The sequence below is a fragment of the Pelistega europaea genome (assembly GCF_013133775.1).
GTDB classification, from domain to species: domain Bacteria; phylum Pseudomonadota; class Gammaproteobacteria; order Burkholderiales; family Burkholderiaceae_B; genus Taylorella; species Taylorella europaea.
The window spans coordinates 32,144-49,255 of the sequence record NZ_JABGBO010000005.1; the positions used below are offsets into that span (position 1 = coordinate 32,144).

A 17,112-nucleotide genomic window follows, 5' to 3' on the forward strand; every position below is an offset into this window, starting at 1 on the left:
CTCCCTCTTATTCTGCTGGACGCATACGACTAAAAGCATTACGGTCACGTGTAAGCTCACTAGGACCATAGGAAGGAGCTACTTCTCTATATGCCATACTACTTGCACTCTTAGGAGCAGTAGTTGCTGTCGCATTTCCTGCACTTTCAGTAGCAACAGGAGCAGCAACCGCCTTGGATTGAGAGCCAATGATTTTATCAATAGGAAGATAAATCATATTATTACCACTCTTAGTATCTAACAACACTTTAGAAGAGGCGCTGTAAAGCTCTTCCATAGTGGATATATACATACGCTCACGTGTGATAGCAGGTGCCTGAGCATAGGCTTTTTCAACACTCAAGAAGCGGTCTGCCTCACCCTGTGCTTGACCCACAACAGCTGCCTTATAACCCTCGGCATCCTGAATAAGTCGTGAAGCATGACCTCTCGCCTCTGGCACTACCTTACTAGCATAAGCGTTACCCTCGTTTTTCTGACGTTCATTGTCTTGCCCTGCCTTGATAGCATCTTCAAAAGCTGCCTGTACTTGCTCTGGAGGCTGTACGTTTTGAATAGCCACAGTAATCACTTCAATACCCGTGTGATAACGATCAAGAATATTTTGCATTAACTGACGAACATCAATCGCAGCTTGCGTACGGCTCTCGTAGAGAATCTTGTTCATAGATTGCTTACCCACCACCTCACGCATAGCTGTCTCTGCTGCTTGGCGCACCGCCTCATCAGGAGAGACAGTTTCAAAGAGGTAATCTGCAGCAGCCGAGCGCTGAGTCGGCTCGGTAGGCATCCCTGCTTTTAAACGATATTGCACATCGAATTGCACATCAACAATATTTTCATCCTCTGTAAGCATGAGTGACTCTGGCAACACCTTATTGCGTGCATTATCTCGATAACCGACAGAGAATGAACGCACACGCGATACATCTACCGTTTGCACTGACTGAATAGGTGATGGGATATGCCATTGAAAACCCGGCCCAACTGTACGGTAATACTTACCAAACTGAGTGACCACACCAACCTGCCCTTCACGGACAATATAAAACCCACTACTCGCCCATACTCCAGCACCGATAACCACAGCAGCAATTACACCAAGTCGGAAAAGTTTGGGCGAGGGTACGACAGGACGCTTAGGCGAACGACCATTGTTATTGTTGGGCGGACGGCGGTTTCCCCCACCAGAACCATCTCCAAATACAGATTTCAGGCGCTTAGCAAAATCCTCAAATACACGATCCAAATCAGGAGGATTATCCCCTTGAGGAGGACGTAAACCCTCTCCTTTAGGGGGCGATGAAGAGTCTTGAGGACGAGCAGAAGGGTCTTGTAAACCCTGTGAAGGACGATTATTTTGCTCTGACTGACCAGAACCCGATGGATTGCCTCGACCCCAACCTGGGTCATTTAAATTAAAAATCTTCGTAAGTCTCAACGTTAGTACTTCCTAAAATATGTGTTTTAGCCTGCGCTATCGCTTCGCGTAGACCATCTAAACCAGCACGCTCCTGTGCACTCACGAAAACACGTACAATGCGACCTGTTTCGTCTTGTTCTACTTTGGGTTCATTACCCAATAAATCAATCTTATTGTAAACGAGAATGGTAGGGATGTCTTGCGCTCCAATCTCTTGCAACACTTTATTTACTTCAATGATTTGTTCATCACGCTGCGAGCTAGAGGCATCAATCACATGTAGCAATAAATCAGCATGGACGGTCTCCTCTAAGGTCGCCTTAAATGCGGCAATCAACGTGGTAGGTAAGTCACGGATAAATCCTACCGTATCAGAGATAGTGACCTGCCCAGCCCCCTCAATCCAAATACGACGAGTAGTTGTATCCAAGGTAGCAAACAACTGGTCTGCTGCATAGGCTCCTGCACGCGTTAAAGAATTGAACAAAGTTGACTTGCCTGCATTCGTATAACCCACCAAAGAAACCGATAAGTTGCGTGAACGCTCGCGCGAACGGCGCTGTGTAGCACGTTGTTTTTCCACCTTGGCAAGACGCTCTTTCAACACCTTGACCTTATCGCCAATCATTCGCTTATCCATCTCTAGCTGAGACTCACCTGGACCACGCAAACCAATACCTCCTCGTTGACGCTCCAAGTGAGTCCATAGCCGTGTCAATCGTGTGACTAAATGCTGTAGCTGAGCTAGCTCAACCTGCAACTTACCCTCATGGCTTTTAGCACGCAAGGCAAAAATATCCAGAATCAACGTCACCCTATCCACAACACGTAGATTGAAAACACGTTCTAAATTACGCTGTTGTGCTGGACTTAAAGCTTGGTCAAAAAGAATCACCTCAGGTTGTAGCGTCTGAATCAACAACGCCACTTCATCTACCTTGCCTGAGCCAATAAAAAATTTTGCGTCTGGTCGGTCACGCTTGGCGACAACAGTTGCTAGAATCTCTGCTCCAGCACCTTTAGCAAGCATTTCAAACTCTTGGGCATGTGCTGGATAATCCAAATCCCCAAAATTTACACTAATAATAATCGCTTTCATATTTCCAGCAATCCGTCATGTTGCCATCACGTTAATTGCATCGATACCACGAATTTATTTTACACAAACAAAATGCCCGCCCACCTCACGGTGAGTAGGCATTTTGATTAAAGTGAAATACAAAACTATTCTTCTTCTGAAGGTGCTTCCAATGGGAAGTTCACCGCACGTGCAGGCACCACAGTAGAAATAGCATGTTTATAAACCATTTGAGTAACGGTATTGCGTAGCAATACAACGTATTGATCAAATGATTCAATTTGACCCTGTAATTTGATGCCGTTGACTAAATAAATAGAAACAGGCACATGTTCCTTGCGTAAGGCATTTAAGAAAGGATCTTGTAATGACTGTCCTTTAGTACTCATTGATAAAAGCTCCATATTGTAATTGTAAAGACAAGTAATAAGACTACACTTTTTAAACAAAAAGTTCAACCTTTTAATTGCATTAAGCAACATCCTTGGAAACAATTTCAGACAAAGCACGAGCTAAAATCTCGCAACTCTCCTGTGTTCCAATAGTTACTCGCAAAAATTGCTCTATTCCTGTGCGTTTAAAATGTCGCACCAATAACTTGCGTTCTCGCAGACTGGCTGCTATTTGAGCAGCATCAAGCTGGGGATGACGCATAAAAATAAAATTTGTGCTAGATGGCAATACCTCAAACCCTAACTCACGGACATGTTTGACCAAATATTCACGTGAATCAATAATCATTTGGCGTGTTTTTTTGAAATAAGCATCATCTTCAAAAGCCGCTACGGCAGCCGCCTGCGCCACACGATCAATAGGATAGGAGTTAAAACTATTTTTAACACGAATCAAGGCTTCTAAGACCTCAGCTTGAGCAAAACCCAACCCCACGCGCACACCTGCCAGCGAACGTGATTTTGACAAGGTCTGAATCACCATTAAATTAGGGTATTGATGAATAAGTTTTACTGCCGTATCTGCTCCAAAATCCACATACGCCTCATCAACCACAACAAGAATATCTGGCTGAGCTTGCAATAATTGTTCAATCTGTGGCAAACCCAGTGCAATACCTGTAGGTGCATTGGGATTCGCAAAAATAATAGCACTTACCTCGGCACTAGAAGCAGCAAGATAAGGTGCTAAATCCAATGTAAAATCCGCTGCTAACGGTACTTCCTGATATGCTATCCCATATAACTTTGCATAAACCAGGTAAAAACTATAGGTAATATTTGGGAATAATATCTTCTTGCCCTTATGACAGAATAAACCATGAAAGACATGTGCTAATACTTCATCAGAGCCATTACCCACAAATACCTGATTAGCTGCAATGTTGTAGTATTTTGCCACCGCTTCACGCACTGGTGTTGCATCAGCTTCAGGATACAGTGCAAGATGACCATGAACAGCCTTCTCCATTGCCTCTACTACTTTAGGCGAAGGATCATAAGGTGACTCGTTACTATTGAGTTTAATAAACAAGCCTTCTTTAGGTTGTTCGCCTGGGACATAAGGCTCTAATTCCCCGACAATATCACTCCAAAACTGATTCATTTAGGCATCTTTATAAGGATTAGTAGAAGATTTAAATTCAATACGCATCGGTGTACCATCCAACTTAAATGCTTTACGGAAACGCGACTCCAAATAGCGTTTGTAAGACTCGCTAATCGCATCCAATGCATTACCATGAATAATCACCAACGGAGGATTTTGTCCACCCTGATGAGCATAACGCATCTTAGGACGGAAAATCCCTTTGCGTGGAGGAGGTTGTTGTTCAACCGCTGCACGTAATTCACGAGTTAATTTAGGGGTGGAGAGTTTACGGAAAGCTGCTGCATGTGCTTCATTCACGGATTTTAATAAAGCCTTGACTCCATGCCCCTTGAGTGCGGAGATATAGTGCAACTTTGCAAACGAAAGAAAACGCATCTTACGTTCAAATTCTCGCGTAATCCAATCGCGTTTGTCTTGATCTAAGTCATCCCATTTATTAATGGCGACCACCAATGCTCTACCACTTTCTAAAATAAAACCAGCAATATGGGCGTCTTGCTCTGAAATTTCACTTTTTGCATCTAATACAAGCACCACAACATTACAGGCTTCAATCGCCTGTAGCGTCTTAATCACTGAGAATTTCTCAATGGACTCAAATACCTTACCACGTTTACGCAGACCAGCCGTATCGATAATCGTGTATTTCTTGTCACCCTGCTCAAACTCAATCTCAATAGCGTCGCGGGTTGTGCCTGGCATATCAAAAGCAATCACGCGTTGCTCACCCAAAAGCGTATTAATCAGCGTTGATTTCCCTACATTAGGACGACCAACAATGGCTAACTTAATGCGATGATCTGTAAACTCTGGCTCTTGACTGGTAGACTGCGACTGGGTCTCTTCTGCCCCCTCTTCTACCTCTGCTCTGTCTTCTGAGCCAGCCAATTCAGCCTCAAGTTGAGTTTCATCCACCTCAGGAGGGAGATTCTCTTCCTCGACCACAGGATTGACCAATGAAGACAGTGCATTTTCAATCATAGCAACTACACCATCTCCATGGGCAGAAGAAATAGGTACTGGCACACCCAGACCTAACTCATGAAAGTCAGCAGTCGCTTGGACATGGTTCATCCCCTCTGCCTTGTTTACAGCAAGAATAATTTTAGGCCCAGCACGGCGTAGCATATTGGCGATTTCATGATCATGAGCATTAACCCCAGCTCTCGCATCAACCAAGAAAATCACCACATCCGACTCAGCAATAGCTTGCTCTGTCTGACGTGCCATTTCTTTGAGAATCCCAGATTTCACCACAGGTTCAAAACCACCTGTATCAATCACTAGAAATGGATATGAGCCAACACGCCCCTCACCATAGTGACGGTCACGAGTCAGCCCAGAATAATCTGCTACCAACGCATTACGAGAGCGTGTTAGACGATTAAACAACGTAGACTTACCTACATTAGGGCGGCCTACCAATGCGACAACGGGTTTAAACTGCGTTTTCTTCACTTAACACCAAATAAAACTAACTTGCCATCACCAGTTTGGGCAATCACACCTACAGAAGTCACTAATAACGGAGATACTACTGGATCACTATCTCCTAGGGAAACACGCCCCTCTAGCTTACCTGTATTGAAATCATAAAAATGAGCATAACCCTCATAGTCTGCAACGACTACGTGATTATTAAAGACGACAGGATTCGTCAATCCACGATTTTTCAATGTCTGATCTTTCCAAACAACACTACCGTCTTGGCGAGCAAATACCTCTACTGTACCATCAATCGCAGCACCAATAACTGCATTAGCAGTACCATCTACCCCCACTGAAGTAGAGAATGGTTGACTCCAGCGACGCACCAAACCTTGGTGAGTGATTTGGTAGCACACCACGTTACCCTGATAGCTAGCAAAGCAAATATCATTACCGTACACCACTGGCTGACCAACGACATCGGTCACACTGTCCAAATCCATAGGACCTTTAGCCACTGCGGAGAACATCTCTTGCATCACTCTACCATTGGATGTATTGATTGCCACAAGACGACCAGTAGGCACTGCCACTAACACAGTCTGCGCATCCACCAACAACATACGTGTATTTGTCTTAAGTGACAAATCAGGGTTAGTGCGTACATAACTCCAACTCAAAGAACCATCAGCAACTTTATATGCTTGAACACGGAAATCATCGGCACGAACAATAACTACACCATTGCCCACCACAGGAGGGGTACGTGCAATAGTAGAAGTGCGGCTTTCCCAACGTTTTTGGCCATTGGCTTCATCTAATACAATAACAAACCCATCACGTGTGGTTACTGCAACCAAGCCCTCGCCAACACCAACACCGCCAGCCAATTCTTTGTCTAATTTAACACGCCATTCTGTGGCACCTGTAGCAGCATTAAGACGCACAACACTACCATCAGGAGTAGCAGCAAATACGGAGTTTGCCGACAATGCAGGAGCAAAGCCATAGCCTGAACCACTACCGATAGCACTTGACCATATAACCCCTGGTTGCACTGTCGCTGTATACTCTGTCAAGTCTACAGGCTCATAACGACTATCATTACTAAACATACCGCAAGCAGACAAAGACAAGACTGCTCCCACAGTCAATGCAAAGCGTTTTAATGTTTGAGCTTTCATTATTGCTCCCCTCCTAAGACAGTGATTTTCATTTCTACCAGACGCACAAAGTTTGCATCAAGACCTTTTTCGTCCAATGCTTCTTTCCATGCTTTTAATGCCGCCGCTTTATCCCCTTTTTCCAAGAAAATATCGCCTTGGCGATCCAAGAACAACGCCTTAAAGCTAGCAGGTGGGTTACCTAATTGTGCTAAAGCCTCATCATACTTGGCTTGATTCATCAAAATAGTTGCTAACTGTAATTGTGCCACAGGCACCATCTCAATTTCTTTGCTTTCGCTCACTACCCATTGTGCAGCTTGCTGAGCGGCTGCCAAGTCGCCATGTTCGACAAAGTACCTAGACGCCAACAAACTGGCACGAGCTGGATAAGCTGTCCCTTTGTAGTCCTTTTGTAAAGCTGCCAACGCCTCCTGAATACGGGTCTTATCATTTGCATCTGGACGAGCATTGTGTACCGCAGTGTTTACCGTATCATAATAAGCCAAGGCTTGACCAGATTGATAGTTTTGATACATACCCCAACCATAATAGCCCACATAGGCAAGCAACACCACAGTCAGGATACCTGTTACCCAACCACCGAACTTATCCCACCAGGCTTTCACCTGATCGATTTTTTCCTGTTCTTCTAAATCAAATGCCATAGCGTATTAAATCCTTTTTTGTAATTCAGCAACCACCGCATCTTGGCTTACAGTCACTTGTTCTAACATCATACCATTATCTGCGAGACGCAAGGGCTTAAGACTAATAGTTCCCTCTTTTACTTCTGCCTCTCCGAGAATTAATGCTACCTGTGCTCCACTAATGTCTGCTCGTTTAAACTGAGACTTAAACGATGCACTACCTGCATGAACAATAACACGCCATCCCTGATCGCGGCAAAGCTCAGCAATCTGTACCGCACGACGAGCAGCCTCATCTCCTTGATGAATAACGTAAATATCTGCTTCGCTAGGAGCAGAAACAGATTCTGCTTGCTCCATCAAAGCTAATAAGCGTTCCAATCCAATCGCAAAGCCTACTGCTGGTGTAGGTTTGCCTCCAAGCAAAGTAAATAATCCATCATAACGGCCGCCACCGCAAACAGTTGCCTGAGCCCCAAGGCTGCCAGTCACCCATTCAAATACCGTTAAGTTATAGTAGTCTAAACCACGCACTAAACGAGGGTTAATCGTATAAGGAATACCTGCTTGCTCCAAGCGCGTACAAATTTCTTGAAAATGTGCTTTAGACTCCTCACCAAGAAAATCAAATAATTTAGGTGCATTATTAGCCATCTCTTGCATGGCAGGATTCTTGGTGTCCAACACACGTAGAGGGTTGGTATACATACGACGCTTACCATCCTCATCCAGCACATCAATATGAGCCTCTAGGTGCTTAATCAAAGCCTCTCGGTGTGCCTTACGTTCTTCAACTTGACCTAGGGAGTTAAGCTCTAAATGAATATCCTTAAGACCGAGCAATTTCCATAGACGTGACAACATAATGATTTGTTCTGCATCAATATCTGGACCTGCAAAGCCTAAAGCCTCAATAGACACTTGATGGAATTGACGATAACGTCCTTTCTGAGGACGCTCATGACGAAATACCTGTCCCATAGAATAAACACGCTGTGGACGGTCATAGGTGATATTATGCTCAATCGCTGCTCGTACAACCCCAGCGGTAAACTCTGGACGCATCGTAAGTTGCTCTGCATCTTCAGACATACGGAAGGTATACATTTCCTTCTCAACAATATCTGTCACCTCGCCAATACCGCGAGCAAACAAACGAGTCTGCTCCAAAATTGGGGTTCGCATATTAAGGTAGCCATACTGTGCCAACCAGGTTCGCAAAATAGACTCTAAACGCTCCCACTGCCAGCTCTCGCCAGGTAAAATATCATTCATGCCGCGGATGGCAGTTACTTTTTCAAATTTCGTACTCATTTCTTACTATATCTTGCGGATACACCATGCACCGCATCTCATCAATTATTTTATATTTAAAATAAGCGATATGTCCTATTTATCCTTATCTTAGCCATTTTTTCCATAGCGCCGTTGCACATAATCCAAAACAATTTTCTGAAACTCTTGTGCAATCGTATCGCCTTTTAGGGTCACTGTCCGCTCCCCATCAATAAACACAGGAGCAGAAGGCACTTCACCTGTACCAGGCAGACTAATACCAATATCGGCATGACGACTTTCTCCTGGACCATTGACCACACAGCCCATCACCGCCACATTCATTGTTTCTACACCAGGATATTGTAGACGCCAAATAGGCATCTGTTCACGTAAAAAGTTTTGAATACTGTCCGCCAACTCTTGGAAAAACGTACTACTAGTGCGACCACATCCTGGACAAGAAACTACCAAAGGCGTAAAAGCACGCAAACCCATAGTCTGCAAAATTTCCTGGGCAACAATCACCTCTTTACGACGATCTCCACCAGGCTCTGGGGTCAAAGAGATACGAATCGTATCACCAATACCCTCTTGCAATAAGACAGACAATGCGGCTGTCGATGCCACAATCCCCTTGCTTCCCATTCCTGCTTCTGTCAAACCAAGATGCAGCGGATAATCGCATCGACTAGAGAGGTTACGATAAACAGAAATTAAATCTTGAACGTGGCTAACCTTACAAGAGAGGACAATCTTGTCTCCTGGTAATCCTAGCGACTCTGCTCGTTGTGCATTGGTAATTGCTGAAACTACCAATGCCTCACGCATGACCGCTTGTGCTTCCCAAGGTTGGCTACGGGCATTGTTTTCATCCATCATACGAGCCATCAAATCTTGATCTAGACTTCCCCAGTTGACTCCAATACGAACAGCTTTATCATATTTGGCAGCAACTTCAATCATCTGAGCAAAATTATCTTCACGCTTCTTGCCCCCGCCCATATTGCCAGGGTTGATACGGTATTTTGATAAAGCCTGAGCACATTCAGCATAAGTCGTTAATAACTTATGCCCGTTGTAATGAAAATCGCCCACCAAAGGGACATCAACCCCCATCTTATCAAGTTGCTCTCGAATCGCAGGCACTGCTGCTGCTGCCTCAGGAGTATTAACTGTAATACGTACCAGCTCTGAACCTGCTAACGCCAACTCCTTGACTTGAATCGCAGTCGCAATAGGGTCAGCCGTATCAGTATTCGTCATGGACTGTACAACAACAGGTGCACCACCACCTACTTGTACTTTTTTATTGCCCCATGAAACCACGACACCCCGTGTTTGATGACGTGTATTAGGTCCCACAGGATAAGGCGTTGTGCAGATACTTACAGAATCAGACATCACTATTACCAAACCATTTTTTGACGAATGCAATATCATCAAGACTAAACATGCCTTGAGAGAAAGCGATATACCCCACTACAACCAGCACAACTATGATTAATAAAATCCACAGCCATGTACCACCAGCACCAGAAGAAATTCGCTCATTTAATTGCTCATTAACATGGTGATTCATGCTGGATTTTAAGTTTTTATTAGTCGCAGGAACCACATTTCCTGTAGCTTTAGCAAGTTTCTCTAACGCAACCTCAGGGTCTGCTTGTACAGCCACTGCAAATTTCTTCACAATGCTACGCAATACAAATCCTGGAGGCACTTTATCCCACTTATGCTCTTCTACCGCAGCCAACTGTGCCACATGGTATTTAGTTGCATCACTCACCTGCTGCAAAGTCATATTCTGCTGTAAACGTGCTGCCTGCAAATACCCTCCGATAGTATCAGCATCAGGAGGAGTTAATGATGCTTTGGTTAAGTCGGGCGTCTCTAAGCTCATAGTGTCATCTCCTTGATAGGAATGGTTTTCTGCATTTGCATACGGGCACTAATCTTGGTGCGGTCTTTGACCTCGCCTGCTAGCTGTCCGCAGGCAGCATCAATATCATCACCACGCGTTTTACGTACAGTTGTCATCACCCCTGCATCTAACAAAATCTGTGCAAATTGCTTCACACGAGCAGAAGTGGAGCGCTTTAATCCAGACTCTGGGAATGGATTAAAAGGAATCAGGTTAATCTTACAACGTACTTGCTTGGTAATCTCAATCAATTCAAGCGCGTGTTTATCGGTATCATTAACATCTTCTAGCATAATATACTCAAAGGTAATGAAATCGCGAGGAGCAAACTCCAAATAGCGATTACAGGCGGCAATGAGTTCAGCAAGAGGATATTTTTTATTGAGAGGAATCAAACGGCTACGCAAATCATCATTAGGTGCATGCAAAGACACCGCCAAGGCAACAGGACAATCTTTAGCTAGCCTATCCATCATCGGCACAACACCAGAAGTTGATACCGTCACACGACGACGTGACAAACCATAAGCATTGTCATCTAACATGAGTTTCAATGCTGGCACAACCTGATCATAATTTAACAAAGGCTCTCCCATGCCCATCATCACCACATTACTGATGATACGATCACCCTCGCCTAACTCAGCATTAAGACGAGCCGCACCCTTGTCTGCCAAAATATCAGCACGAGCGTGCCAAAGCTGACCAATAATCTCAGCCGTTGTTAAATTACGATTAAACCCTTGGTGACCTGTAGAGCAAAAGCGACATGCTACTGTGCAACCAGCCTGACTAGAAATACACAAAGTACCCCTATCGTCTTCTGGGATAAAGACGGTTTCAATCGCGTTGTGATTACCGACATCAAACAACCACTTACGTGTACCATCGGCAGAAACCTTGCAGGTAATTACCTCTGGGGTAGCGACAGTACAGTGTTGCTCTAGTTCGGCACGAAAATCCTTGGCCAAATCTGTCATCTGACCAAAATCACTCACACCACGCTGATGCACCCATCGCGACAACTGTTTTGCTCGAAAAGGCTTATGCCCCCAAGCAGCAACTTGCTGCACGAGGGCATCATTACCTAAGCCTAATAAATTAAGGCGTTCTATCATTCTGTAAAGATTAATTATTTGCCAAAGAAATAAGCGATTTCAACAGCCGCTGTTTCTGGTGCATCAGAACCATGCACAGCGTTGGCATCAATGCTTTCTGCAAAATCAGCACGGATAGTACCGGGAGCCGCTTTCTTGGGATCAGTTGCACCCATCAATTCACGATTTTTGGCAATCGCATTTTCACCCTCTAGTACTTGGATAAATACTGGGCCAGAAATCATGAACTCTACCAAGTCATTAAAGAAGGGACGCTCTTTATGTACAGCATAGAAACCTTCAGCTTCTGCACGAGTTAATTGTTGTAAGCGAGCATTAACGATTTTTAAACCAGCATTTTCAAAGCGAGTAAGAATTTGACCGATAACATTCTTGGCAACTGCATCTGGTTTAATGATAGATAAAGTACGTTCGATAGCCATTTAAAAAAGCTCCTGTGAAATATAAATGGTTAAGTTTTAATTTTTGAATAAGCACACATAAACGCACACTTATCCAAGTTAATCACGCATTTTATCATACAAGTACTGATTTATCTAATTGCACTGTAAAACTTCACCATTTATCAGACCGTACCGTAAAACTTCACCATTTATCTAATTTTTTACGAGTTCACAATGTCACAGACAGAGAAATCCTTTAAAATAACACCTTTGCATACAGAATGCTTCCTCCAATACCGTGTAGTGTGCCCCCTCTTCTAAATGCATCGCAGTGGGTACCCTCCCAAATGCATTGTAGCGGACATACCCCTCCTAAAGACATCGCAGTGGGTACCCTCCCAAATGCATCACAGGAAAACAGGCAGCGTTCTTTTTACCTTTTTTATAGTTACTGAATATTTTGGTCTTTGACTTATGACTAACACAACCCAAGACAACGCTTCTCAAGACAACAATCAACTTGCCAAGAACTTTGACCCTCAAGCCATAGAGGGGCACTGGTACCAACAGTGGGAATCTCTCGGTGCATTCTCTGCTGGACAACATGTACAAACAGACTCTCCCCTATCAGGCAAACCCTACATTATTCAGTTCCCCCCTCCTAATGTGACAGGGACTTTACACATGGGACACGCCTTCAACCAAACCATTATGGACGGTTTGATTCGCTACCACCGCATGAATGGATGCGATACCGTATTTGTCCCTGGAGCAGACCACGCAGGGATTGCAACTCAGATTGTGGTTGAGCGTCAATTAGATGCCCAAAACATTTCTCGTCATGACTTAGGACGTGAAAAATTCCTTGAAAAAGTCTGGGAGTGGAAAGAATTATCAGGTGGCACCATCCACTCACAAGTACGTCGTCTTGGTAGCTCTGCAGACTGGTCTCGCGAATACTTCACTATGGATGAGCAGATGTCTGCTGGTGTTATCGAAACATTTGTTCGCCTATATGAGCAAGGTTTGATTTATCGCGGCAAGCGTCTTGTTAACTGGGATCCAGTTCTTGGTACAGCCGTATCTGACCTTGAAGTTGAAAGTATCGAAGAAGACGGCAGCCTATGGCATATTCGCTACCCACTCGTTGAACCTAGCGGTGAACTCACTCACCTCATTGTCGCTACAACTCGTCCAGAAACCATGCTAGGTGATGTGGCAGTGATGGTACACCCAGAAGATGAGCGTTATAAACATTTAATCGGTAAAAAAGTCAAACTTCCACTCGTTAATCGAGAGCTACCTATCATTGCTGATGACTATGTCGACCTAGAGTTTGGTACTGGCGTGGTAAAAGTCACTCCAGCGCATGACTTCAACGACTATGCAGTAGGTCAACGCCACGGTTTAGAGCTCATTAGCATTCTCTCTTTAGATGCTAAAATCAATGACAATGCACCTGAAGAATATCGTGGCTTAGACCGCTTTGAAGCTCGTAAAAAAATCGTAGCCGACCTAGAAGCACTTGGCCTACTAGAAAAAGTCGAACCACACAAACTCAAAGTACCACGTGGCGACCGCACTAAGACAGTTATCGAACCAATGCTTACTGATCAATGGTTTGTGGCGATGACCAAACCTGCTCCTGAGGGGACTTACAACCCAGGTAAAAGCATTACCGAAATGGCATTGGAAGTCGTTCGCAACGGCAGCGTTAGCTTTTATCCAGAAAACTGGGCCAACACTTACTACCAATGGCTAGAAAACATTCAAGACTGGTGTATTTCTCGTCAGCTTTGGTGGGGACATCAAATCCCTGCGTGGTTTAGCGAAGACGGACAAATTTTCGTTGCACGTAATGAAGCTCAAGCCTACGAAAAAGCTCGTGCAGCAGGCGTGACAGGTGATTTACGTCGCGATGAAGATGTGCTGGATACATGGTTCTCTTCTGCGCTTGTGCCTTTTACAACAATGGGCTGGCCTGAAGTCACTCCTGATTATCAACGCTATATGCCATCCAATGTCTTGGTCACTGGCTTTGATATTATTTTCTTCTGGGTAGCACGCATGATTATGATGAGCATGCACTTGACAGGTCAAATTCCTTTCAAAGTCGTATATGTGCATGGCCTTATCCTGGATGCCAACGGACAGAAAATGAGCAAATCCAAAGGCAACACACTGGATCCAGTAGACTTGATTGATGGTATTGCACTTGAACCCTTGGTTGAGAAACGCACCAAAGGTCTTATGAATCCTAAGCAAGCCAGCAAGATTGAAAAAGACACTCGCAAAGAGTTTCCTAATGGTATCAGCAGCTATGGTGCCGATGCACTTCGCTTCACCATGGCAGCTTATGCCACCTTGGGTCGCAATATGAACTTTGACCTCAAACGCTGCGAGGGCTACCGCAACTTCTGCAACAAGTTATGGAACGCCACTCGCTTTGTCATGATGAATGTCGAAGGCCACGACTTAAAAACAGGAGAGGTAGAACTTTCCTTTGTAGACCAATGGATGATTAGCCAGTATGAACGCTTTGTTGCTGAGGTACACAAAGGCTTTGCCGAATATCGTTTTGATATGATTGCCAATGCCATCTATCGTTTTGCTTGGGATGAGTATTGCGACTGGTATGTAGAGCTTGCCAAAGTACAACTACAAACAGGCAATGAAGCTCAACAACGTGGTACACGTCGCACCTTGATTAATATTCTTGAGGGAATTTTACGAGTTGCCCACCCTATCATTCCATTTATCACCGAAGAACTTTGGCAAAAAGTATCCGTCCTTGCTGGCAAACGTGACCCACAAGTGCATGGGGTATTGTTGAGCAACCAAGCCTACCCTCTCTTCAACGAAAAACTCGTTAATGAAGCAGCAGAAAACAAGGTTGCACAACTTAAACTCACCGTAGAAGCTATCCGTGCCTTGCGTGGAGAGATGAACATCTCCCCTGCCGAAAAAGTTGGCATCTATATGGTGGGTGATAAGGCTCTACTTGAACAACAAAAGCCCTACCTGATGGCATTAGGCAAAATCAACGAAGTCCAATTTGTAGACAAACTCCCAGAAATAGGCGCTCCAAGCCAAATCATCGATCATTGCGAGCTAATGCTCAATGTGAAGATTGATGTTGCAGCAGAAACAGTACGTTTAACCAAAGAAATCAAGCGTCTTGAAGGAGAAATTGCCAAGGCCAGTGGTAAGTTAAACAATGAAAACTTTGTTCAACGTGCCCCTACAGCGGTAATTGAGCAAGAGAAACAACGTTTAGCTGATTTCACGACTCTCCTAGAAAAAGTGCAAGACCAGTTAAGCAAGTTGAAATAAATAATTACCTGATTGACTTATCCCCCTACTCGCCGATATTGGATAGTATCGGCGAGTTTTTTTGATGCCCCAAAAACAAGCTGCAACTGCCTCAGTAAACCTGTCTCAATCAGCCACCGCAAATTCCAGTGCCTTGGTCTGAGCATCAAAACTCACGCCTATCTCAATAATCTGCTTCGCACTTGCTCGATATTTATCCGCATAACGCTTCTCCTGAACCTGTGCTAGAGCAGACTCCGCATCACCAGCATGGGACATCTTAAACTCAAAGATATACACATTGCCTCGTTCTATCACCACCAGGTCAACACGTCCCTTGCTAGACGCCTCTTCGGCGATGACCTCCTCACAGCAACTGGCAAAGAACATATAAAAGCTACTCGCCCAATGTCCTTCATAACGAGCAATCTCATTCTTACGGTACCAGTCGTGTGGTAAACCTGCAAACGCACTACTCACCACTTGCCGCAAGACCTCTACATCCCCTTGACGTAAAGCACGTATTAAATCCGACTGCTGCTCAGAAAGCCCCATCATATCCAAAGAAGCATACCACTGCCATAACCCTTGGTTAAACGCTAATCGTACCTCTTTATTCGGAAACTTCAACGTATACTGAATACCCATCGTCTCCTGAATCTCTTGATCAATGGTCAAATAGCCAGTCTGGAACATAACAGGAATAGGCGACAAAGTTCCTACATCCATGGACGAGAGCAAACCAATGCTACTCACCTCACGCATCATACTCAACAGAGAAAAGTGCTGCTGCTGAATAATGTTGTATAAGAAAGACGTATTACCCCCCGTACTAATCCAGTAGGACTGATATTTCTTGCCTTTATCAAGAAACAGCAGAATATCAAACGGATTATAAACAGACTCTCCCGTCCAGTTATAACCGTTGTACCACTCCCTCAATGTTCCTAAATCCACATCGACCAACTCAGGAGCAAAGACCTCTTCCAACTCTGCTTGTGTGTATCCGCACAAGGCCGAATACCGAGCATCAATGGTAATATCTTTCAGATGATTCAACCCTGAAAATAGACTCATCTGTCCAAACTTAGACACCCCGGTGAGCATCGCAAAACGAATACTGGGGGCCAAGTCCTTCAACTGCGAGTACAAAGACCGCAAAATATTCCTAATCTCTAACGCAATCTCGGCATCGTTGAGATTATCAATAATGGGTTTATCGTATTCATCAATTAAGACGACCACTTGTTTGCCGTATTTCTGGACTGTTTTATAGATTAAATCCTGAAAAACAATCCCTAGTCGTTCTGTTGCTAAATCATCAGCAACCAGCTCAACCTCCAAGGTATCTGCATTTCTTTTGAGACTATCCTCTATAGACGCTCGCAACGCCGCAAGATTGCCTCGTTCTGGCTCCCCCGCAAACGACAGACGAATCACCGGATAGGTATCCTCCCAGTCCCAATGCTGCTCGGCATATAAGCCCTCAAATAACGACTTATTGCCTGAGAATAACTCGGCAATCGTATCAATGGTCAAACTCTTACCAAAACGGCGTGGACGTGAGAGAAACACGTAACTAGACGTATTCAACAACTCTATAATCAGAGGTGTTTTATCGACATAATAATATCTATCCTCTTGACGAATCTGAGCTAAGCTCGTCAATCCGATGGGTAAAAGTTTCTTCGTCATGCGTCCATCACTCCTCGCCAATCCTGATAAGCAAACGCAGGCACATCATCTGTTGGCCATGCAATATGTCTTTAATTCTACCACACCCCCTCCTGTGAAA

General features: G+C 44.4%; 14 protein-coding genes. 1 reads left to right on the forward strand and 13 read right to left on the reverse strand.

Annotated elements, in window-relative coordinates; all coding sequences use genetic code 11:
- Nucleotides 1-7 precede the first annotated feature (7 nt).
- The 12 genes from hflK to ndk all read right to left on the reverse strand — a co-directional run bounded on the left by hflK (nucleotide 8) and on the right by ndk (nucleotide 12,044).
- Entirely contained in the window at nucleotides 8-1,441 is a 1,434-nt protein-coding gene (hflK, locus tag HKX40_RS05600; protein ID WP_171588588.1) for an FtsH protease activity modulator HflK, read from the reverse strand.
- The gene (gene hflX, locus HKX40_RS05605) at nucleotides 1,419-2,522 is read right to left on the reverse strand and encodes a GTPase HflX (protein WP_171588589.1); all 1,104 of its coding nucleotides are present in this window, start codon (nucleotides 2,520-2,522) and stop codon (nucleotides 1,419-1,421) included. Before hflX ends, hflK begins: the two co-directional genes overlap by 23 nt.
- Before the next feature lie 125 nt (nucleotides 2,523-2,647).
- Nucleotides 2,648-2,890: an RNA chaperone Hfq gene (hfq, locus tag HKX40_RS05610; RefSeq protein WP_171588590.1), complete on the reverse strand. Its 243-nt coding sequence runs from the start codon at nucleotides 2,888-2,890 to the stop codon at nucleotides 2,648-2,650.
- An 82-nt stretch (nucleotides 2,891-2,972) separates the two neighbouring features.
- Nucleotides 2,973-4,058: a histidinol-phosphate transaminase gene (hisC, locus tag HKX40_RS05615; protein WP_171588591.1), complete on the reverse strand. Its 1,086-nt coding sequence runs from the start codon at nucleotides 4,056-4,058 to the stop codon at nucleotides 2,973-2,975.
- A complete protein-coding gene (gene der, locus HKX40_RS05620; RefSeq protein WP_171588592.1) occupies nucleotides 4,059-5,522 on the reverse strand; it encodes a ribosome biogenesis GTPase Der in 1,464 nt (487 codons plus the stop codon).
- Entirely contained in the window at nucleotides 5,519-6,676 is a 1,158-nt protein-coding gene (gene bamB, locus HKX40_RS05625; RefSeq protein WP_171588593.1) for an outer membrane protein assembly factor BamB, read from the reverse strand. Before bamB ends, der begins: the two co-directional genes overlap by 4 nt.
- A complete protein-coding gene (locus HKX40_RS05630) occupies nucleotides 6,676-7,323 on the reverse strand; it encodes a YfgM family protein (protein ID WP_171588594.1) in 648 nt (215 codons plus the stop codon). The genes bamB and HKX40_RS05630 overlap by 1 nt, the downstream gene beginning before the upstream one ends.
- A gap of 6 nt (nucleotides 7,324-7,329) precedes the next feature.
- Nucleotides 7,330-8,619 (reverse strand): histidine--tRNA ligase, encoded by a 1,290-nt coding sequence (gene hisS, locus HKX40_RS05635; RefSeq protein WP_171588595.1) that lies wholly within the window; start codon nucleotides 8,617-8,619, stop codon nucleotides 7,330-7,332.
- 90 nt (nucleotides 8,620-8,709) lie between these two features.
- Entirely contained in the window at nucleotides 8,710-9,984 is a 1,275-nt protein-coding gene (ispG, locus tag HKX40_RS05640) for a flavodoxin-dependent (E)-4-hydroxy-3-methylbut-2-enyl-diphosphate synthase (protein ID WP_171588596.1), read from the reverse strand.
- Nucleotides 9,977-10,483, reverse strand: a complete 507-nt coding sequence (locus HKX40_RS05645) for a helix-turn-helix domain-containing protein (protein ID WP_171588597.1) — start codon at nucleotides 10,481-10,483, stop codon at nucleotides 9,977-9,979. Before HKX40_RS05645 ends, ispG begins: the two co-directional genes overlap by 8 nt.
- Nucleotides 10,480-11,622 (reverse strand): dual-specificity RNA methyltransferase RlmN, encoded by a 1,143-nt coding sequence (gene rlmN, locus HKX40_RS05650; RefSeq protein WP_171588598.1) that lies wholly within the window; start codon nucleotides 11,620-11,622, stop codon nucleotides 10,480-10,482. The genes HKX40_RS05645 and rlmN overlap by 4 nt, the downstream gene beginning before the upstream one ends.
- Before the next feature lie 14 nt (nucleotides 11,623-11,636).
- Nucleotides 11,637-12,044: a nucleoside-diphosphate kinase gene (ndk, locus tag HKX40_RS05655; RefSeq protein ID WP_171588599.1), complete on the reverse strand. Its 408-nt coding sequence runs from the start codon at nucleotides 12,042-12,044 to the stop codon at nucleotides 11,637-11,639.
- Between the two features lie 435 nt (nucleotides 12,045-12,479).
- On the opposite strand from ndk, the gene HKX40_RS05660 reads away from it, so the two are divergent.
- On the forward strand, nucleotides 12,480-15,338 hold the full coding sequence (locus HKX40_RS05660; RefSeq protein WP_171588600.1) for a valine--tRNA ligase: 2,859 nt from the start codon (nucleotides 12,480-12,482) through the stop codon (nucleotides 15,336-15,338).
- A gap of 105 nt (nucleotides 15,339-15,443) precedes the next feature.
- Here HKX40_RS05660 and HKX40_RS05665 read toward each other — a convergent pair whose 3' ends face one another.
- Nucleotides 15,444-17,012 carry an ATP-binding protein gene (locus tag HKX40_RS05665; protein WP_171588601.1) on the reverse strand — a complete coding sequence of 523 codons (1,569 nt, stop codon included), beginning with the start codon at nucleotides 17,010-17,012 and terminating at the stop codon, nucleotides 15,444-15,446.
- Nucleotides 17,013-17,112: the final 100 nt, after the last annotated feature.